Annotated in this window: 20 protein-coding genes; 12 read left to right on the top strand and 8 right to left on the bottom strand. The window is 41.2% G+C overall.

Annotation, left to right across the window (positions count from 1 at the left end; translation table 11 throughout):
* Positions 1 to 25: 25 nt before the first annotated feature.
* The 4 genes from AACZ87_RS18985 to AACZ87_RS18970 form a co-directional block, all read right to left on the bottom strand.
* Positions 26 to 1,204: an acetyl-CoA C-acyltransferase gene (locus AACZ87_RS18985; RefSeq protein WP_339869602.1), complete on the bottom strand. Its 1,179-nt coding sequence runs from the start codon at positions 1,202 to 1,204 to the stop codon at positions 26 to 28.
* 92 nt (positions 1,205 to 1,296) lie between these two features.
* On the bottom strand, positions 1,297 to 1,926 hold the full coding sequence (locus tag AACZ87_RS18980) for a hypothetical protein (RefSeq protein ID WP_339869517.1): 630 nt from the start codon (positions 1,924 to 1,926) through the stop codon (positions 1,297 to 1,299).
* The gene (locus AACZ87_RS18975; RefSeq protein ID WP_339869515.1) at positions 1,916 to 2,560 is read right to left on the bottom strand and encodes a hypothetical protein; all 645 of its coding nucleotides are present in this window, start codon (positions 2,558 to 2,560) and stop codon (positions 1,916 to 1,918) included. The genes AACZ87_RS18980 and AACZ87_RS18975 overlap by 11 nt, the downstream gene beginning before the upstream one ends.
* On the bottom strand, positions 2,561 to 3,526 hold the full coding sequence (locus tag AACZ87_RS18970) for a VWA domain-containing protein (protein ID WP_339869513.1): 966 nt from the start codon (positions 3,524 to 3,526) through the stop codon (positions 2,561 to 2,563).
* Between the two features lie 143 nt (positions 3,527 to 3,669).
* Here AACZ87_RS18970 and AACZ87_RS18965 point away from each other — a divergent pair, with 143 nt between their 5' ends.
* From AACZ87_RS18965 to AACZ87_RS18915, 11 genes are all read left to right on the top strand, one after another.
* A complete protein-coding gene (locus AACZ87_RS18965; RefSeq protein WP_339869512.1) occupies positions 3,670 to 6,072 on the top strand; it encodes a TonB-dependent receptor in 2,403 nt (800 codons plus the stop codon).
* 1 nt (position 6,073) lies between these two features.
* The gene (locus AACZ87_RS18960) at positions 6,074 to 6,910 is read left to right on the top strand and encodes a DUF4249 family protein (protein ID WP_339869510.1); all 837 of its coding nucleotides are present in this window, start codon (positions 6,074 to 6,076) and stop codon (positions 6,908 to 6,910) included.
* 47 nt (positions 6,911 to 6,957) lie between these two features.
* Positions 6,958 to 7,296 carry a metalloregulator ArsR/SmtB family transcription factor gene (locus AACZ87_RS18955; protein ID WP_339869508.1) on the top strand — a complete coding sequence of 113 codons (339 nt, stop codon included), beginning with the start codon at positions 6,958 to 6,960 and terminating at the stop codon, positions 7,294 to 7,296.
* 46 nt (positions 7,297 to 7,342) lie between these two features.
* Complete coding sequence (locus AACZ87_RS18950; protein ID WP_339869507.1) at positions 7,343 to 7,813, top strand: DUF6428 family protein; 471 nt, start codon at positions 7,343 to 7,345, stop codon at positions 7,811 to 7,813.
* Between the two features lie 9 nt (positions 7,814 to 7,822).
* A complete protein-coding gene (locus tag AACZ87_RS18945; protein WP_339869505.1) occupies positions 7,823 to 8,446 on the top strand; it encodes a protein-tyrosine-phosphatase in 624 nt (207 codons plus the stop codon).
* Between the two features lie 119 nt (positions 8,447 to 8,565).
* Positions 8,566 to 8,937: a BlaI/MecI/CopY family transcriptional regulator gene (locus tag AACZ87_RS18940; RefSeq protein WP_339869503.1), complete on the top strand. Its 372-nt coding sequence runs from the start codon at positions 8,566 to 8,568 to the stop codon at positions 8,935 to 8,937.
* Positions 8,937 to 10,283 (top strand): M56 family metallopeptidase, encoded by a 1,347-nt coding sequence (locus AACZ87_RS18935; RefSeq protein WP_339869502.1) that lies wholly within the window; start codon positions 8,937 to 8,939, stop codon positions 10,281 to 10,283. The genes AACZ87_RS18940 and AACZ87_RS18935 overlap by 1 nt, the downstream gene beginning before the upstream one ends.
* An 83-nt stretch (positions 10,284 to 10,366) precedes the next feature.
* Positions 10,367 to 10,792: an energy transducer TonB gene (locus AACZ87_RS18930; protein WP_339869500.1), complete on the top strand. Its 426-nt coding sequence runs from the start codon at positions 10,367 to 10,369 to the stop codon at positions 10,790 to 10,792.
* A 103-nt stretch (positions 10,793 to 10,895) separates the two neighbouring features.
* Positions 10,896 to 11,333 carry a hypothetical protein gene (locus AACZ87_RS18925; protein ID WP_339869498.1) on the top strand — a complete coding sequence of 146 codons (438 nt, stop codon included), beginning with the start codon at positions 10,896 to 10,898 and terminating at the stop codon, positions 11,331 to 11,333.
* 256 nt (positions 11,334 to 11,589) lie between these two features.
* A complete protein-coding gene (locus tag AACZ87_RS18920; RefSeq protein ID WP_339869496.1) occupies positions 11,590 to 12,354 on the top strand; it encodes a DUF1080 domain-containing protein in 765 nt (254 codons plus the stop codon).
* 74 nt (positions 12,355 to 12,428) lie between these two features.
* Entirely contained in the window at positions 12,429 to 13,769 is a 1,341-nt protein-coding gene (locus AACZ87_RS18915; RefSeq protein ID WP_339869494.1) for a Gfo/Idh/MocA family oxidoreductase, read from the top strand.
* Positions 13,770 to 13,863: 94 nt separating this feature from the next.
* Here AACZ87_RS18915 and AACZ87_RS18910 read toward each other — a convergent pair whose 3' ends face one another.
* The 4 genes from AACZ87_RS18910 to AACZ87_RS18895 form a co-directional block, all read right to left on the bottom strand.
* On the bottom strand, positions 13,864 to 14,253 hold the full coding sequence (locus tag AACZ87_RS18910) for a hypothetical protein (protein WP_339869493.1): 390 nt from the start codon (positions 14,251 to 14,253) through the stop codon (positions 13,864 to 13,866).
* Between the two features lie 25 nt (positions 14,254 to 14,278).
* Entirely contained in the window at positions 14,279 to 14,668 is a 390-nt protein-coding gene (locus tag AACZ87_RS18905; protein WP_339869492.1) for a hypothetical protein, read from the bottom strand.
* Positions 14,669 to 14,838: 170 nt separating this feature from the next.
* Positions 14,839 to 15,333: a hypothetical protein gene (locus AACZ87_RS18900; RefSeq protein ID WP_339869490.1), complete on the bottom strand. Its 495-nt coding sequence runs from the start codon at positions 15,331 to 15,333 to the stop codon at positions 14,839 to 14,841.
* Between the two features lie 151 nt (positions 15,334 to 15,484).
* Positions 15,485 to 16,153 carry a CAP domain-containing protein gene (locus AACZ87_RS18895; protein ID WP_339869488.1) on the bottom strand — a complete coding sequence of 223 codons (669 nt, stop codon included), beginning with the start codon at positions 16,151 to 16,153 and terminating at the stop codon, positions 15,485 to 15,487.
* Positions 16,154 to 16,453: 300 nt separating this feature from the next.
* Here AACZ87_RS18895 and AACZ87_RS18890 point away from each other — a divergent pair, with 300 nt between their 5' ends.
* The gene (locus AACZ87_RS18890; RefSeq protein WP_339869486.1) at positions 16,454 to 19,696 is read left to right on the top strand and encodes a PDZ domain-containing protein; all 3,243 of its coding nucleotides are present in this window, start codon (positions 16,454 to 16,456) and stop codon (positions 19,694 to 19,696) included.
* Positions 19,697 to 20,002 lie beyond the last annotated feature (306 nt).

Genomic DNA, 20,002 nt, shown 5'->3' with positions numbered 1-20,002 from the left:
TGCGGTAAGTGAACGTGTACTAAGATTACATTTTTTCAATGACGAGAGCAGATGCTCCACCGCCACCGTTGCAAATGCCTGCAACTCCAATTTTTCCGTTTTTCTGATGTAATACCGAGTTTAATGTGCTGATGATTCTAGCACCAGAGGCTCCTAGTGGATGTCCTAAAGATACAGCACCACCAAATACGTTTACTTTATCATTGTCAAGGTTTAATTCTTTCTGATTTGCTAAAGCTACTGCAGAGAAGGCTTCATTGATTTCATAGAAATCTATGTCCTCAGCAGTTAACCCAGCGTGCTTGATAGCTTTTGGAATAGCTAGGGCAGGAGCAGTGGTAAACCACAGTGGATCAGTAGCAGCATCTGCAAATCCTCTGATTTTCGCCAGTGGTTTCAACACTAGCTCCTCTGCTTTTTCCTTACTCACCAATACTAATGCTGAAGCACCATCATTCATCGTGGAAGCGTTGGCAGCGGTAACTGTTCCCTCTTTGTCGAATACAGGTCTAAGGGAAGGGATTTTATCAAAAATCACATTCTTATATTCCTCATCTTCGTCGATTACGATTGTCTCGCCTTTTCTGCCTTTGATCTCCACAGGAACGACTTCATCTTTGAAGTAACCTTTTGCCCAGGAATCAGCTGATCTTTGATAGGATTGAATAGCATATGCATCCTGAGCTTCACGGGAAATGTTCATTTCCTTGGCCGTATTGTCTGCGCAATTTCCCATCGGGAATTTATAATAGACTTCGAAGAGGCCGTCTTTCACGAGGCCATCCACAAATTCTGCATTACCATATTTGTAGCCAAATCGTGCTTTTGGAACATAGAATGGCACATTGGACATACTTTCCATTCCACCTGCGACAACTACGTCATTGATACCAAGCATAATGGACTGAGCGCCAAACATCACTGCTTTCATGCCAGAAGCACAAACTTTATTGACGGTGGTACAAGGGACATTATAAGGAATACCAGCTGCTATAGAGGCTTGACGTGCAGGAGCTTGTCCAAGATTAGCGGAAATTACATTTCCCATAAAAACTTCCTGAACTGATTCTGCTTTAACACCGGCTTTTTCCAAAGCTCCTTTAATGGCTGTGCTGCCAAGTTCTATTGCTGTTAGTCCGGCTAGTTTTCCTCCAAAACTTCCCAAAGGTGTTCTCACAGCCGAAACGATATATACTTCTTTGATCATAGTTATTTGGGTTTTATAAGGTTAGATGCCCGATGTCGGGTGTCAGGTGTAGGAAACATCGGACATCCGACATCCAACACCCGGCTTTCTTACCAATCAGGAATCCCTCTCTTAGGTCTCTCTGTGGCTTTTTTCTTGTTTTGCTGAATGTATCGTAATTCTGCAGCATTCATGCTTTCCAATATTTGTGCAGCTTGCTCAGGAGTCAGATTCATAGCTTTTAGCTTCTCCTTAAACTCTTCCATTGCTTTCTGTTTGTCCGCTAGATTGGCATCCTTCTGGTCATTGGCATTTTCCCCAGGCTTATCCTCACTTTGCTCAGAAGGGTCACCCGCTTGGGATTCTTTGGCTTTATCCTCGTCGGTTTTTTCGCCATCCTCTTTTTGCTCTTGCTGCTCCCCATCCTCACCTTGTTGAGAATTGTCTTTTTGCTCCTGCTTTTCTTCTTGGTTCTGTTGGTCTTGATTCTCTTGGTTTTGCTGATCTTGCTTTTCTTGTTCTTCCTTATCTTTTTCCAGCTTTTCTTTCAAAGCCTGAAGTTTAGCATCTCCTGGATATTTTGTCAAACCATCGTTAACTGTAGCTAATGCCTGATCTTTTTCAGTCTTAACATAAGATCTGGCTGCACGGTTAAAGTATTCGCCGGAAGTTTGGGCGATACTTGTGGCGATGCTTAGGGTGAAAGCTAAACCTAGAAGTATTCCAATTTTATTTTTCATCGATCTCTGTGATTTCTTGTAGACTCGTCATGAAATCTTGATATGCATCAACTGTTTCATCTTGGAGTCTGGCTTCATTCATTAGGTTCAACGCATCTTTGAAGCGGAATTGTTCCACCAATCGATCTGCCTCAGCTTTTTTCCGCTTAGCAAATTCAGATGGTTCCGGCTTGTCTTGGTCTTCATTTTTGCGTTCCTCATCACGTTGCAACCATCTTGCCAGTAACTCATAATTGTACCTGGCTACTTCGTTATTCGGGTCTTGAATCAGTGCAGATTTAAACTTGCTCAGTGCAGGTTCATATTCTTTTTTATCTCCTAAAAGCACTCCCCCTTGGTTGAAAGCGAATGAGGCTAACATTTTATTGGGGGCGATGGAGGCTTTGTCATAATATCCTGTCGCTTCTTCCAATTTCTCCGCATACTGACTACTCAGTCCGAGGTTATAGTCCAACTCTGGCGACGCATAGCCAAATTCATCAATCAAGACCAAGTGATTGGTGATTGATTGCTCGTATTCAGCTTTGGCATAGGTGTCTGATGCCAAATCAATGGCGGAATTCAACCTGGAAACGCGTGTCCAGGAAGCAGGAATCAGAAGAAAAACAGCTAACGTTAGCTTACTCCAGCTCATTTATAGTTTGATAGTTTTGATTGGTAACATCATGTCCAGCAAAGAAAGTACTAAGCCAGCCAATAGAAAATAAAAGTACTTATTTGCCGAAGCTTCAACAACTCTCGATCCAGTCACTCCACCTTCTACTCGCTCAAGCGCAGCAGTAAGCTCCCCGATTTCCTGAACTTCATCCGAAATTTCAAAATACTGTCCATTAGTTTCTGCAGCGATTTGCTGCAGCGGTGCACGGTCAAGTACAGTTTGAGCAGGTTTCCCAGTTTGGGGATCAATTACCAATCCATTTCCTCTAGGAATGCTGCTTCCGCCCGTGGTGCCTATTCCAAGTGAGAATACTTTAATTCCCTCACTATTCAATCGTGAACCTATATCCTCCAGATCATCACCGAAGTTTTCTCCATCCGAAATCAAAATGATTGACTTGGACTTAATCTCTTGACTTTCGTCGTTCAAAAACCTCTCTTCTGCCATGCGCAATGGTCCATTAAGATCAGTACCAAAGTTCGGCACCAAACCCGTATTCAATCCATCGATATATAATTGAAGTACGCTTTGATCGAAGGTAAGGGGGCATTGCATAAATGCTTCCGAACTGAAAATAATCAGCCCTATTCTATCCGAAGGGAAGCTTTTGGTTAAGTTTTTCAATTCAAATTTTATTCTCTGAAGACGGCTAGGTCCTATGTCACCCGCATTCATGGACTGCGAAAGATCCACAGCAATGAAGATGTCTTTGCCTTCTTCCTGGATTTCCTTGAGGGATGTACCGATTGATGGTCCAGCAAATGCAATTAGGAATAGCACAAAGTAGGTAGTTCTAATCACCACTTTGGTAAAAAGCCTACGCTTCTCTACCACCAACTTACGGTTGATTTTCCAAAAGCGAAACAGATAAATAAAGTATAGCAAGCCGAAAATGCCGGCTAGCAAGAGGGTGAGTTTTACGTCCGGATATGCCCAAATCATGACCTGAAATTATAAAATAAAGCTTACTTTAAAAGGATGAATGCTATAAGTGGTTACGCTAAATTCAAATGTTCTTAATAATTAACAAACATTAATTTTTTTGAATCGTCTAGCTTTGAGAATTCAATTCTAATAAATCAAGCATGAGAGTAACTGCTTCGCTGAGCATTTTCCTATTTCTTTTCCTTTTGATTTCTCCTTTTTCTAGGCTTATCGCTCAGGAAAGCAATGTTTTTACAGCTCAGGTACTCGATGTGAACAACTCTTCCCCGCTCCCTGGAGCAAGTGTTTACTGGGAAGGAGATATTTCTAGCGGGGTAGTTTCTGACCTCAAGGGAAATTTTCAAATAAAAATAAAATCCTTGCCAGCTAGACTGGTAGTTTCTTTTGTTGGTTTTGAAACTTCATCTCGTGTGATCACTGTAAAAGACCTTGAGAAATCCCAGCGATTTTTCCTCAAGCCTGATGAAATGTCCTTAGATGAGATCATCATCCAAGAGAGAAGACCAGATGAGCAAGTCAGAAATATGGAAACTGGGAAGGCAACTATTCCTATAGCTACCATCAAAAATATACCTGCGCTTTTCGGAGAAGTGGACTTGCTCAGAAGTTTGCAATTACTTCCTGGGGTTCAAACAGCAGGAGAGGGAACCACTGGCTTGTTTGTGCGAGGTGGATCTGCCGATCAGAATTTGGTGCAGTTAGATGGTGCTCCTATCTATAATGCATCTCACTTTTTTGGCTTTTTTTCGGTGTTTAATCCAGATGCGCTGGATCAGGTAGAACTCTACAAAGGAAATATGCCGGCTTCTTTCGGAGGACGATTATCATCTCTAATCGATGTGACGCTGCGAGAGGGTAATAATGAGCAGATTCACGGAGAAGGAGGGATTGGAAGTATTTCTTCAAGATTGACACTGGATGGACCGCTTTTTTCAGACAAATCTACCTTTGTAATCTCAGGAAGGAGAACTTACGCAGATCTGTTTTTGAAACTTTCAAGTGATGAAGATCTCAAAAATAACAAACTGAATTTCCACGATTTGAGCGGCAAACTCACATTTAATCTCAGTGAAAAAGATAAGCTGACAGTCTCTAGCTATGAAGGGAGTGATTTTTTGGGCTTGGATGAGCAGTTTGGCTTAGGGTGGAGAAATTGGGTTTCATCCGCCCAGTGGAGCAGAAACGTTTCAGAGAAGCTGTTTTTTGATTTGCAAGGTTATCACTCCAGATATAATTACCGTGTGGAGTTTGATGATCCGGATACAGGTTTTGAATGGAAAAATAAACTCTCCGAAACTGGGGTAAAAGGTCAATGGACTTTGCTCCAAAATGACAGGCTTCAGAGCTTTTGGGGTTTCCAAAGTCAGCTCTACCATTTTGCTCCCATAGCATTAAATCCAGCGGTGAATAGCAGTATAGATCCTATTGTTACCAATCCAAAAAATGGTTTGTTGAATAGTGCTTTTGCTGGAATTACCTATGAAATCACTCCTAGATTAAGCACTGAAGCGGGTCTGCGCTGGGGCTTTTTCAACCAGATTGGACGGGGAGTAGATTACATTTATGAAAACAATGTAGTTGGGCCGGATAGTCCTGTTGTTGATACCGTAAATTATAAGGCACTCGAAAACATCAAGTTTTACCAAGGATTGGAGCCGAGAATAGCATTTAGGTATTTGATCAATGAGGAGTTTTCTGTTAAAGCAGCTTACAACCGCAATTTCCAATACGTGCAAATCGCATCAAATAGCTCCGCAGGTTTGCCTATTGATCGCTGGATCTTAGCGGGTACTTACATTCCTCCGATTCGGTCGGATCAGGTGTCGCTTGGGTTATTTCGCAATTTTGATGAAAACCGTTGGGAATTTTCTGTAGAGGGATACTATAAGGATTTCAGAAACGTGATTGATCTCCGAAATGGAGCTCAGGTGCTTTTTACAGATAATGTGGAGACTGAACTGCTTACCGGTAATGGCTATGCGTATGGTGCTGAATTTTTGCTACGAAAAAATGTCGGTAAAACCACTGGCTGGCTCGCTTACACTTACTCGAGGACCTATCGAAAGATTCCAGGAATCTCCTTGGGTGAAAAGTACAATCCTCGATACGATAGACCACATGATATTACGCTGGTGTTGAATCATGAATTCTCGCCTTCATGGTCTGCAGGGTTGACATTTATTTATACCACTGGGCAGGCAGTTTCCTTCCCAATCGGCGTATATGATGTGGATAATCAATCCGTTCCTCTGTATTCGGATTACAGAAATGCAGATCGTTTTCCAGATTATCATAGAATGGATGCGTCTATTACCTGGAAGAATGCTGACAAAGGAAGGAAATGGAAGGGAAGTTGGAACTTCTCAGTTTACAATCTTTATGGTCGCAAAAATCCCTTTGCTTATGAATTCAGAGAGATTTACAACGATGATTTCCGATACGACAGCGGTGAAGATGGTCCAATAGAATCCACCCGTCAAGGCATAGTGATGACTTACCTCTTCACATTTTTGCCATCAATCACTTATAATTTTCAGTTTTGACATGAATAGATTTTGGATTGTGATACTAGCCTTAGCTGCTTTTTCCTGCCAGGAAGAAGTGTACTTGCCTTTGGCGACTATTGATGGGGATGTGCCGGTGATTGAAGCAGTATGGACAGATAATACGTATTATAATGAGGTGAAGATTTCACTGGCTGAGGATTATTTTGACACCTTGGAGACTCAATTAATATCTGATGCTGAGGTGTTTATCTCTGAAGAAGGAAGCGCTCGTAAAATCCCTTTCGCTTATAATGTGTATTCAAATAGCTATTTGCCACTAAATACCGGAGAGAAAGCAGAGGTGGGGGAGAAGTATCAACTGACTGTGCGTTGGAATAATAATGTGTTTACGTCTTCGGGGACACTTTTGGCGCCACCTACAGTCGATAGTGTGACCTATGAATATCAGGAAGATAGGCTTTTTAGAGACGAAGGATATTACATTAAAGTCTATGGAGAGATTCCATTTGAAGAAGACAACTATTACCGAATTCGGGTGATAGAAAATGACACCTTAAAAAATGACCGGGATGACTATTTACTATTCGATGATACATTTGGATTGAGGTTTTTTGAGGAGGGATTGGAGCTGAATTATTCCTTTGACGAAGGCGATAAGGTCAGGCTTGAACTTTTTCGGCTGAACCAGAAAGCTTACAATTATCTCTCGCAACTGGTCAATTTACTCTATAATGACGGTGGCCTATTCTCTCCGCCTCCCCAAAATCCTGTTTCTAATATCACGGTGATTCAAGGTGAATCTGATGTGTTGGGATATTTCAATGTAACTTCAGTGCTGAGCAGAACTGTGTCGATAGAACCGGAGGAAGATTGAAGATTTTTTGGATAGAATTAATTTAATCGTAATATTGCAATGTAATTATGGGAATAACTAAATCAGATCTATTTACAGCTCAGCAAAACGAACTTTCGCAGCTGGCAAAAGCTATGGGCCATCCAGCTCGGATAGCCATTTTGCAGTATTTGCTTGCTTCAAAGGTGTGTGTGAACGGCACCTTGGTTCAGGAACTGGGGTTGGCTCAGGCTACCATCTCACAGCATCTTCGAGAACTGAAGGAAATAGGACTGATCAAAGGAACTGTGGAAGGAGTGTCTGTGAGCTATTGCATCAATTCAGAAAAATGGGAATCAGTCAAATCTTTGTTCAATGGACTATTCGATCAGCATACAACAGTATGTGTTGATAGGGATTGCTGTTAAAAAAATTTGACTTTATATATCGTAATATTACAATTAAACAAAAACCATGAAATTATCAGAGATTAAATCGACGCTTCCTGATCTGGGAGAACTTCAGTTTGTTTTGCCATCGGGGGCTAAAGTTCCTGCTCATTTTCACATCACCGAAGTAGGGCAGATCAATAAGAAATTTATTGATTGTGGCGGTACTGTTAGAGATGAGAAAGTTATCAATTTTCAATTGTGGGAAGATGGTGATTTTGATCATAGACTTGGTGCAAAAAAGCTGTTGGACATTATTGCCCTGTCCGAAAAGGTACTTGGACTAGAGGATCTGGAAATTGAAGTGGAGTATCAAAGTGATACGATTGGTAAGTACGGACTTGATTTCGACGGCGAATCTTTTGCTCTGACCACAAAAATGACAGCTTGCCTAGCTAAGGAATCGTGTGGTATTCCACAATCTAAACCTAAAGTAAGGTTAGGTGCTTTATCTCCAAAAGAAGCTTCCTGCGCTCCTGGTTCAGGTTGTTGTTAAGTTAATTCTATGGTTGTATATCCAAAACTTGAAGCTGTCATTGAGGGCTTTTCAGCGTATACTCCTTCCAAAGATCGGGAGGAGATACTTTTTTCGTTAGTCAATTACCTTGTCTCAAAAGTAAAATCCAACGGTAAAGCGTCTCTTAATTTTATATGCACTCATAATAGCAGGCGAAGTCAACTTTCGCAGGTTTGGGGACAGACCCTATCGGATTATTTCAAAATTCCTGTCAAGTGCTTCTCAGGAGGAGTGGAGGTGACAGCATTCAATGAGCGCGCAGTGAAGGCTTTGGAGACTTCGGGGTTTCATATTGAAATGGAGGGATGTGAGAATCCCATGTATTCTATTAAATCTGGCGCTGGAGAAGAAGTTATCAAGGCTTTTTCCAAAGTCTATTTCGATCAGAGAAATCCAGATCATGACTTCGCTGCGATCATGACTTGTGATCATGCAGATGAAAATTGTCCATTTATTCCAGGAGCAGATCTGCGAATTCCTTTGAGGTATGAGGATCCTAAAGCCTATGATGATACGGATTTAGAAACTGAAAAATATCTAGAAAGATCTTTGGAAATAGGTTCTGAGTTATTTTTTGCTTTTAGTAGAGCTAGTCAACTGCTTGTAAAATAATAGTTTAACTAATAATTCTTTCTAAGAGATAGGGTTGTTTTCCTGTCTTTCATATTCTTTTATCGTTACAATACGAAAAAATCGTAGGATTATTAAAAATTCGTTTATACATTAGACATATGAACGAATTAAATAGCAACGAAGAAAGGATTATGCGGATTTTTTGGAGACTCGAAAAAGCGCTTGTCCGCGATGTACTTGAAGAGCTTCCTGAGCCAAAGCCACCCTATACAACCTTGGCTTCTTCTATCAAACTATTGGAGAAGAAGGGGTATTTGGATCACAAAGCTTACGGCACCACACACCAGTATTTTCCAATAATTACACAGGCTGACTACAGCAAGCGAAGTGTAAATCAATTGGTAAAGCATTATTTCGAAGGTTCGGTGGGGAATTTCCTGTCATTCATGGTGAGGGAAAATAAGATTTCTGACAAGGAAATTGAGGATTTGCAGAAGATGATCGATGACATGGACAAGCCTACAGAATAATGGATGCTATACTACTATACCTCCTCGAAGCCAGTATTTGCGTTGCAATCACCGTTATCTTCTATAGAGTGGTCTTGAGTGAATTGACTTTTTTCACGCTGAATCGGGTGATTTTAATAGGAATGCTTATAGGTTCATTTATCATTCCTACGCTTTCTTTCAAACTGGGACTTTCCACACTAGCTACTCCTGAGATTCTCCTTCCGGAATTTTTTGTTGGAAAAAATGTGCCACAAAAGGCTGCCGGAATCACTTGGCAAGAGATCCTGTTTTACACTTATTTGGCTGGAGTTGTTGTGATGACGGTACATTTGATTCTTGGATTTTTCACCTCTCAAAGATTGCTTGGTAAATCACGATTGATGCGCTACCAAAACTATTGGATTGCAGTTCATCCTAAGTTTATTCCAGCTTCTTTTTTCAGTTACATCTTGCTTCCTGATTTTGATCCGAATAGATCCGAGCAAAAGCAAATTGTGCTCCATGAATCAGTTCACGTGCGCTTGAAACATAGCTGGGATTTATTGCTAATCCAGTTTGCCAAAATCGTCTTTTGGTTCAATCCACTGATCTACAAATTTGAAAATTCACTTAGAGAAGTACACGAATATCAAGCGGACCAAGGGGTGACTTCTTCCTATTCCAAGAAGGAATATTCCGGGCTTTTGCTCCAGATGATCACTGGCGGCCAAGGCTGGCATTTCATGAATAACTTTAACCAATTTCAAACCAAAAAACGAATTATTATGATGAGCAAACCACAATCTCAGAAACGGGAAATGCGCAGATTTTTGCTGGCAATTCCTGTACTGGCAGCCTTATTCTTTGTGTTTTCCTGTGAGATCACACCAGAAGAAGACATAGACTCACCTACTATGATGGGAGAATCGAAAGCGACCAAGATCGGACCGGCTGACATTTCAGCTAGAAAAATGGCTAAAGATGGAGAACCAATTTTTGATGTAGTAGAAGAACAGCCTAGCCCTCCTGGTGACATGGAAGGATGGAATCAGTACCTAAGTGAAAATTTGACTTATCCGGCTCAAGCTAAAAGTCTAGGGATAGAAGGAACTGTTATCGTAGTATTCGTAGTGAATGCAGATGGTAGCCTTTCAGACGTAGAAGTCCTTAGAGGGATCGGCGGGGGAGCTGATGAGGCGGCTGTGAGAGTTGTTCAAAATTCTCCTGATTGGACTCCGGGTAAGCAGAGAGGAAATGCGATAAACACACGCATGAGATTGCCAATCAGATTTAAGCTAGATGGTGGAGAATCTAAAAGCACAGTCACTCAGACAAAGCCCGCCAATGACTTTCCGGAAACTATCCAGGTTCCGGTCTCCATCTAATTCGCTAAAGAATATTTAATTCAAAATATCTACATGTCGAATTGGATTTTAGATTCTTACAGATTATTCCTAAACCAAAGACTATGAAACTATCAACCCAATTTCCTACTTGGAAAGCAGTGCCTTTCCTTTTGTTGGCCCTAATTTTCACCACTTGCTTTTCTATTTCCGATGCATCTGCTCAGACGGAATCAGAAGAAGTCTTTTTGGAAGTGGATAAAATGCCTACTCCTCCGGGTGGAATCGATGGCTGGACGAGCTACCTCGCAGAGAATATGAAGTATCCAAAAGCTGCGAAAGATGCTAATGTACAAGGGACTGTAATGGCCACTTTTGTAGTGCTGGAAAACGGAGAACTATCCAATCCTGAAATTTTGAGAGGTATTGGGAAGGGGTGTGATGAAGAAGTACTTCGTCTTGTCAAAGCATCAGCAAAATGGACTCCTGGTGAAAAAGACGGAAAAATTGTTAAAACTCAAATGAGACTTCCTGTAAAGTTTCAATTGTAAGCGTTAAGTTTTAATTAGTTGAAAAACATCCGGAGGGTCTTCGGATGTTTTTTTGTTTCTAGGCAAATATCTAGTTTAGCCGATCCAAAATTTATCTCAAGCAATGAAGAAATCTCGAGCAGGAAAATATACTTCTATGAATCAGATTCTACTGGTCTCGCTTCTTTGCCTTTTTTCCTGCAGCGGTGGTTTGGAAGGGGAATTAGTCGGGAATTGGAAGGGGACGGATCATTTATTTCGCAGAACTGAAGGGCCTGAAGTAGTAGTGACAGTCAATGGAGGTTTAGAACAGCATCTGAGAAGTAAGCTAATTCTAAACGATGACGGGACTTTTCAAAAGTTGGTTGGTGAATACGATAACGGAAAAGGAACCTGGACAGTAGAGAAGGACAAGTTGATTACCATGCATGAAAATGGAGATGAACTGATCTATACACTGCTTAAGGTCACGGATAAGGAATTGATCACGCAGCATGAGGTAGAATTAAATTCTCCTGAAGGAACCTTGATAGGAGAAATTATACTTTCCTATAGTCGATAAAACTTTTGCTAAAAAGAGGGTGAATTTGATTTGGCTGCCACTATTTTAAATTCATGGAATTGCGTAAACTTTTGGTCTGAGCATCATAAAATCCATCAACGGTTTTTTGATTGAGGGCAAATTGGAGTAATTTATCGCTTTAAGTTCTTTTCCCTAAATAATCTATCCCTAGAAATCGTGTATCTATCCAGACCTCATACTGAGGATTCTCAAAGTGCAGGATTCCTTACGGACATCAAAATTAAATTATACCCCTATGAAAAAGAGAATTTTCTCGCTAGCTATTACTGCTAGTGCATTGACTTTGAGTTCAATAGCAGTTGCCCAAGATAAAACACCACCAGCTATGAAGCCCGAGGCAACGGAATTTTACACTCCCGTTCCTCCAAAAGTTACTCCAGGTGCCAACAATACAGCACCACCTTCAGATGCCATCGTACTTTTTGACGGTACTAGTCTTAATGGATTTGTAAGCGCAAAAGATGGATCTCCTGCTGGATGGACCATTGAAAATGGCGAATTGGTAGTTACCAAAGGTAAAGGTGATATTCAATCTAAGTTGCCTTTTGGCGATGCACAATATCACGTAGAATGGTCAGCCCCAACTGAAATTGTGGGTGAAGGTCAAGGCAGAGGGAACTCTGGTTTTTTCTTGATGGGAATGTATGAAGTGCAAGTTTTGGATAGCTACGAAAGTAAGACTTATACAAATGGGCAAGCTGGAAGTATCTACAAGCAGCACCCGCCACTTGCGATGGCTTTGAGACCGGCAGGTGAGTGGAATTACTACGATATCATTTTCAAAGCGCCTCGCTTCAATAAGGACGGAATTTTAACTTCTCCAGCTACGGTAACAGTCTTGATGAACGGTGTGTTGGTGCAAAATCATGTGATACTAAAAGGTCCAACCGAATACATCGGTATTCCGAATTATAAAGCACATCCTGAGAAGTTGCCTATCAAGCTTCAGGATCATGGCAATCCAGTTAGATTTAGAAATATCTGGGTTAGGGAGCTTTAATCCATTTCATTTTGAAGAGCAGGTAAGTTGATTATCTGCTCTTTTTTTGTCTATACTCAATAACCCAAAATACTATGTCATCAAGAAGAAAATTTATCCAGAACACCATGTTGCTGGGAGCAGGTTTGGGCATGCCTCAGATTCTAACTGCCTCAGATTTTGGTCTGTTTACCAGAAAAATCAAGCCATCTGATCAACTTAACTATGGCCTAATTGGCTGCAAAGGCATGGGATGGTCTAATATGAATGCTCATCTCAAAATGCCTCAAGTGAATTGCGTTGCCTTGGCAGATGTGGATCAATCGATTCTAGATCAAAGAACAGAGGATGTATTCAAGCTTAGAGGCACCCGCCCAAAGCAATACAAAGATTATAGGAAGCTGCTAGAGGATCCGGATATTGATATCGTGATCATTGGCACACCAGATCATTGGCATTGTCTGATCATGTGTGATGCTGTGTCAGCAGGAAAAAATGTTTACGTAGAAAAGCCAATTGCAAATACCATTGAAGAATGTCAGTTGATGGTAAAAGCTCAGGAGCGTTATGGCAAAGTAGTTCAGGTAGGGCAATGGCAGCGATCAGGATCTCAGTACGCAGAAGCAATTGATTATGTCAAATCCGGTAAACTAGGTCAGATTCGATTGGTGAAATGCTGGGCATACCAAGGCTGGATGAAACCGGTTCCCGTATTGCCAAACGGTCCGGCACCAGATGGAGTAGACTATAAAATGTGGCTAGGACCCGCGCCTGATCGACCATTCAATCCAAATCGCTTTCACTTCAATTTCCGATGGTTTTGGGACTATGCTGGAGGGTTGATGACCGACTGGGGAGTACATGAGATAGATATTGCGTTATATGCGATGGGAGTTTCTGCGCCGAAATCTGTAATGGCCTCAGGAGGTAAATTTGCTTATCCAAATGATGCATCTGAGACGCCTGATACCTTGCAAACAGTTTATGAATACGACGGCTTTAATATGCTCTGGGAACATGCTACAGGTATAGATGGAGGGAATTATGGAACGACAGAAGGCATTGCATTTATAGGGAATAATGCCACACTGGTGGTGAATAGAGGAGGGTGGAAGGTGATTCCTGAAACGGAAACCAAGGATGGAAATAGAGTCCCAAAAGTAGAAGAAGTACCGCATACCAAAGGTGTGGGGAATGCTTTGGATTTACATGCTGTCAACTTCGTGGAAGCTGTTAAGGCCAATGATCCAAGCCTTCTCAATTGCGCGATTCAGACTGGAAGTGTAGCGGCTATCAATGCCCAAATGGGAAACATTGCCTACAAAACCGGAGAGAAAGTATATTGGAATGCTGAGAAAAATCAATTTACCTCATCCGCTGCGAATGACTTGATGAAAGCCCATTATCATAATGGCTGGGAACTTCCGAAAGTTTAGTTGAAAATCTGATAGTCCTCAATTTCTTCTACTTTGAACAAAAAAGCCATGAAATCACATTCCATGGCTTTTACTTTTTTCAGTAGCAAACCCTTTAAAAGGCTAGGGCAGCAAGCCCAAGTTTACTTTTAAGTGGATTAATAGATTTTAGAATCTGTCCAGAATACTTCTTGAATAAATCATTTCCTAAAATGTCTGTGAGGATTTTAGCATGCTTGCTTTTCAAGCCTAGAAATGCATCTTTCTTATCATCATCAGATTTTCCGCTTTTGTCGATATCCATCAGTTCATCTACAAAACTGGAGTTTTCCTTAGTCAGCTTTGATTTCTGATCTGATGATAGATCGAGCCCATCCGTATTATTCAATATTCCCAATAACTGAGAAGTTAGATCCATTTTTGGCACTTTCAATCCTTGGGCATTAACATTTCCAGCTAGGATAAAGAGCAATGAAAAACCTAGGATAAATTTCAATTTGTGCATAATAGTATGTTTAGTTAAAATGTTTTTACAGGACAAACTTAGCCAATTTGTATTTTGTCGTAAACGGACGTATTTGTTTTTTTATTTTTTTGCGGTATTCCTTAACGGTTTTTTCTCCAAGGATACTTTCAAACATAGAATTTTGCTCTTTTGCCAGTCCAGTGATCTTGGCTATCTTTTTATCATCGGATTCATCACTTCCTGCTATGCCCGTTACCTTGTCGAAAAAGGAAGAGTTGCTTTTGCTCAACTTATCTTTTTGATCTTTACTTATTCCTAGATCGTCGCCTGGAGCGAAAGCCCCCAGCATATCTTTTTTGAAATCAGGGGAAGGTAACTTGATAGTTTGCGACGAGGCTTGAAAGCTGATAGCCGCTAAAAGAAAGATAAAGGCTGTAATTAAGTTAGTTTTCATAAGAATTAATTTTATGTATATCCGCTTTTATGCCCTTATAAAGTCAAAAGCGAAAAGGATAGGTTAAACTTAAGAATTGAGGCCGCTTCAGCCTGTCCCGCCAGTGCAAGAGTTTTCGGTCATATTTCTTCAGACCGTGACTGGCATCATCGCGGATAATCTTTTTTATTTTACTTAAACAATCCCTTCCCCATGTCCATCAGTCCGCCTAGATCCATTCCTCCTTTGCTTCCGCCACCAAGAAGTGAGCCTAGCAAATCCGATGTCCCAACTTTACCTTGACCTCCCTGAAGTGAGGAAACAATAGACGACATGATGTCATTGTTGTCCTGAGGTGCATCATTTACACGCTTGTTGAAGAAATTCATAATCATAGGAAGCGCAGCTGCTGCTATTCCCATAGCTTGCTCCTTAGAGATGCCCAGTTTGTCCATCAGGTTTTGAGAAACATCGCCTTGAAGACTATTGATGACCGGGGCACCTGGAGAGGTTTCTTTTCCAGAAAACATTTCCATGATGGCATCTGTATCTCCTGATGATACTCGTTTCTGAAGGCTACTCGTGAGAGAATCTTTGATGGCTGAGGCGCTGGCCTTATCTTGATTCATTCCTTCAAGCATTTCTTGAAGCGGACCTTCCGCTAGTTTTAACAATTGATCTAACATGATTTCAAAAATTTGTTTGATGTAATTTCTTTAAAATGGACTTAGATTCCAATTTAATTCCTTTTTAAAACATCTAAATTCTAGGAATGCTTACATGAAAAAGAAATGACCAAGCGTAATGGATGGCTAAATACTGTGGAATTAGTAGTGTTTATTTTCCTCCAAAATTCTGAACTCCGATAAGGTAAGGTACATTGAAAAATTCCTTGTTTCCGTAAACACTTGCTCCACATCCTAACTTGGTGAAAAGGGGGTTTAAAATGCTCTTCCGGTGGCTGGGAGAATTCATCCACATCCTTACTGCTTCTTTTGCATAACTTAGATAAGTATGTGGCAAAATCACCTCCCGCTTTGAGCTGGCATAAGTATACATTCCCCCGGACCTGGGGATATTGATTTTTCTTCCGTCCTGATACTGCAAGCCAATACTTGAGCTAATATTTTCACCTACTAAGACTGAGGGTAATCCTTCTAGTGCAAATCGATCATTGACAGTTTTTTTGCCTTTTACCTGACTTACATGGGAATAGAATTGGAAAGTAACCATATCGGCAGCGTGACCTGAAGCAACTCTTTCAATAGCATCCGAATGCTCAAAGGGAGGTAAACCATGTTTGATTCGTTCCAAATTGGTTACATGAAACATCGCCGCTTGCAGTAGTCCTCTGTCCATCTTCTTATAATTGATGGTTTGATGAACCGCAGCAAGCTGTAGAAACTCTGTTTGGGTAAAGCGATTATAATCGGATGGGATCCAGTTCTGAGCTGCTAAGGAACGGGCAAATAGAACAAATACTAGGAACAGGAATCGGGTACGCAAGGAATACTAGTTTGGCAATTGTTACGGGAATATTCTGTAGAATAGACGATCACTAAACCAAAATATTTTATAGGAATAGGTGGATTTGTTTGATATCGAACAAAATCTCTGTTCAGAATCGTAACACGATGTTTTACTGGGTTGTGCTTAGTGTGCTATTGTTCAATTACTTATATTGTATAATTCCAGTTGGTATTATTTTTTCTAATTTGAGCCCGGCATTTATTATGTAAATGCCTGAATCTACTTCATAGAATAGTTTTCAACCTTGATAATTGTCACAATCTCTTTCAAATAGCTATGAAAAAACTACTCCTCGGACTGTCGTTATTGGCAGTTCCTTTTTTGACCGATGCTCAAACCGATGCGCGGCTTATGCAGCTGCCGGATGTCTCAGATACTCAGATTACCTTCACTTTTGGAGATGATATCTGGGTGGTGCCCAAAGAAGGCGGAGTTGCGATTCGACTTACCTCGCCTGTTGGCCCAGAGATGTATCCTCGTTTTTCTCCAGATGGAAAGCAGATCGCATTTTCTGCTAATTACAATGGGAACTATGATGTCTATGTCATGCCGACTTCAGGCGGAGTTCCGGTACGATTAACGTACCACGGCATGCCTGATATGGTTCAAGGTTGGACTCCCGATGGTAAATCAGTGCTTTTCACCTCAGGTAGAGAAAGTGGGAAAGAGCGCTTTTCCCAGTTTTATACAGTTCCTGTTACGGGAGGTCTTCCAAGCAAATTACCAGTACCTTATGGAGAGTTTGCATCCTATTCTCCCGACGGAAAAAGATTTGCATACACAGATCGGAGTCGCGTAAATAGAAATTGGAAAAGGTATCGTGGAGGTACGGCTCCGGATATTTTGCTTTTTGACCTTGCAGGATATAAAACGGAAAATATCACCAATAATGCAGCAAATGACGAGCTGCCGATGTGGATAGGAGATGCTGTATATTACATGTCAGACAATGGGCCCGAGAAGAGAAATAACCTCTGGAAATATGATCTGAAAAGTAAGCAAAACACGCAGCTAACTGAATTCAAAGATTTTGACATCACCTTTCCTTCGAATAGTGCAATGGAAATCGTCTTTGAAGCAGGCGGAAGTCTGTATCTGTTTGACATAGCTACTGAGCAGTCCAAGCGTGTGGAAATCCAGATTATTTCTGACCAAAAAGGAATGATTCCAAAGATCGTGAACGTAGGCTCTGAACTTCAAGCTGCCAGTATTTCTCCTGATGGAAATCGAGTGATAGCTAATGCTCGGGGTGAGATATTCAATTTGCCTGCAAAAAAAGGCTTTGTAACCAACCTGACAAATACTTCGGGAGTAGCTGAGCGCTATCCTGAAATTGCGCCGGACGGAAAGAAAATAGCCTACTGGTCAGATGCTACCGGCGAGTACCAACTTACTGTAAAAACTTTGGGAGCAGATTCTCAAACTAAAACCCTGACTAAATTCAAAGATGGCTTTGGATATAACCTCTTTTGGTCACCGGACAGTAAGAAAATAGTAACTGTGAATCAGGCGATGGAAGTGATGCTAATCGACGCAACTACTGGGTCATTTTCTATTATTGATCAAGGTAAATACATGTTTGAGGGCAACCTCCAATCTTTTGGTGTTACCTGGTCTCCAGACAGCCAATACATTGCTTATAGTCTTTCCAAAAAAAATAGAGCCACTTCGGCACTTTACCTTTACGACACGAAGGCTGGAAGCCTATCGCAATTCACTTCAGGATTCTATGCAGATCAAAATCCGGCTTTCAGTGAAGATGGGAAATACTTGTTTTTCACTACCAATAGAACCTTTAGTCCTTCCTATTCTGATCTAGATAATACCTTCATTTATGCTAATTCATCAGGAGTGGCTGTGGGTACTTTGAACCCGACGATTTCCTCATTGATCTCTTTGAAAAATGATGAGATCAAAGTGGAAGAAGAAAAATCAGAAAAAGAGGACGATAAAAAGGAGGATAAGACAGAGGAGCCAAAGAGTATTGATTTTGAAACGGCCAACTTCGAAAACAGGATAGAAATGCTGGAAATCGAAACCGGTAATATCGGTGGACTTGCAGCATTGAAAGGAAAGTTACTTTACGTTCGCCATCCAAATACAGGTGCCGGGAATGACTCCAAAAGCAGTCTGCAGTTGTATGATTTTGAAGAAAAGGAGTCTAAAACAGTAATCGATGGAGTCAATGGTTTTTCTCTTTCAGCTGATAAGAAAAAAGTAATGATTTTTTCCATGGGCAAACTAGCAGTGATCGATCCAGCCCCTGGGCAGAAAATCGAGGATGCGGTCCCAACCAATGACATGCAAATGACTGTGGTGCCAGCTGAAGAATGGAAGCAGATTTTCAACGATGTTTGGCGATTTGAGCGGGATTACTTCTATGATCCTACCATGCACGGCGTGGATTGGAATCAGATGCGCACCAGATATGGTGGGTTAATAGATCAGGCTAATTCCCGGAGAGATGTGAATATTATCATCGGTGACCTCATCGCTGAGTTGAATGCTTCCCATACATATAACAACGGAGGTGATTTGGAATCAGGTCCGTCTATGTCTGTAGGGCTTTTGGGCGCGAACTTCAAACTTGAGAATGGCACTTACAAAATTGAAAAGATCATCCAAGGAGCGCCTTGGGATGTGGAGGTTCGTTCTCCGCTTCTCAAACCAGGGGTGGATGTGAAAGAAGGCGATTACATATTGGCAATCAACGGTGAACCTATTGATACTAGTAAATCCATTTATGCAGCTTTGCAAGGCTTAGCTGGGAAGACAATTCAGTTGACTGTGAATAGTTCTGCTTCTATGTCAGGTGCCAAAAATGTGTTGGTTGAGCCATTAGGATCTGAGGCCAGGCTACGGAATCTGGCGTGGATCAATGAATTCCGCAAGCGAGTGGAAGAAGCAACTGATGGAAGAATTGGATACATCTTCGTCCCAAGTACTGGAGTCGACGGCCAGAATGAGCTTTTCCGACAGTTCTACGGTCAGATGGAAAAAGAAGGAATGATTGTAGATGAGCGATTCAATAACGGTGGACAGATTCCTGATCGATTCGTTGAACTTTTGGATCGTAAGCCTCTGGCATTCTGGGCAGTGAGAGATGGGCAGGACTGGGCATGGCCTCCGTCAGGTAATTTCGGTCCAAAAGTAATGTTGATCAACGGGTTCTCAGGTTCTGGAGGAGACGCCTTCCCTGATTACTTCCGCAAAAGAGAGATCGGTCCATTGATTGGTACACGAACTTGGGGAGGATTGATTGGGATTTCCGGCGCACCAAGTTTGATTGATGGTGGCTCGGTGACTGTGCCTACGTTTAGAATGTATGATCCAGATGGCACTTGGTTCAAAGAAGGTCACGGTGTAGATCCTGACATCGAAGTGGTAGAAGACTTTGAAAGCCTTGCCAAAGGAACTGATGCACAGCTGGATGCAGCAATTAAAGAAGTTATGAGGCTGCTGAATAGCAGTGATCGCTTCAAAGTTCCGGCAAGACCAGCTTACGAGAATAGAGATTAAATATACTAGTTTTTAGACTAAGATCTCCCCGAAGTAAAAGTCTTTGGGGAGATTTTTTTATTTTCAAAGAAATGCAAGTGGACTTTTATGTTGGGTCCACTAGTGAGTAACCCTGTTTTTCCATACAATAAGGGATTTGTTATTAACTGGTTTTCTTGTTTTTTGCTTTTGTTTTGTTACAAGTTATTTGCTATAACTGCCAGATTATTTGGCATTAATGACATATTTTAAGCAATAAATTTTAATTTGTAGAGAGTTTTCTGATTGGACTGTCTGACGAAAATGTCCCGATTTTTCAATAGGTTT

It is taken from the genome of uncultured Algoriphagus sp. (genome assembly GCF_963974365.1).
GTDB lineage: Bacteria > Bacteroidota > Bacteroidia > Cytophagales > Cyclobacteriaceae > Algoriphagus.
The sequence above is the reverse complement of the archived record's forward strand: the minus strand, read 5'-3'. Positions and strand labels throughout refer to the sequence as shown.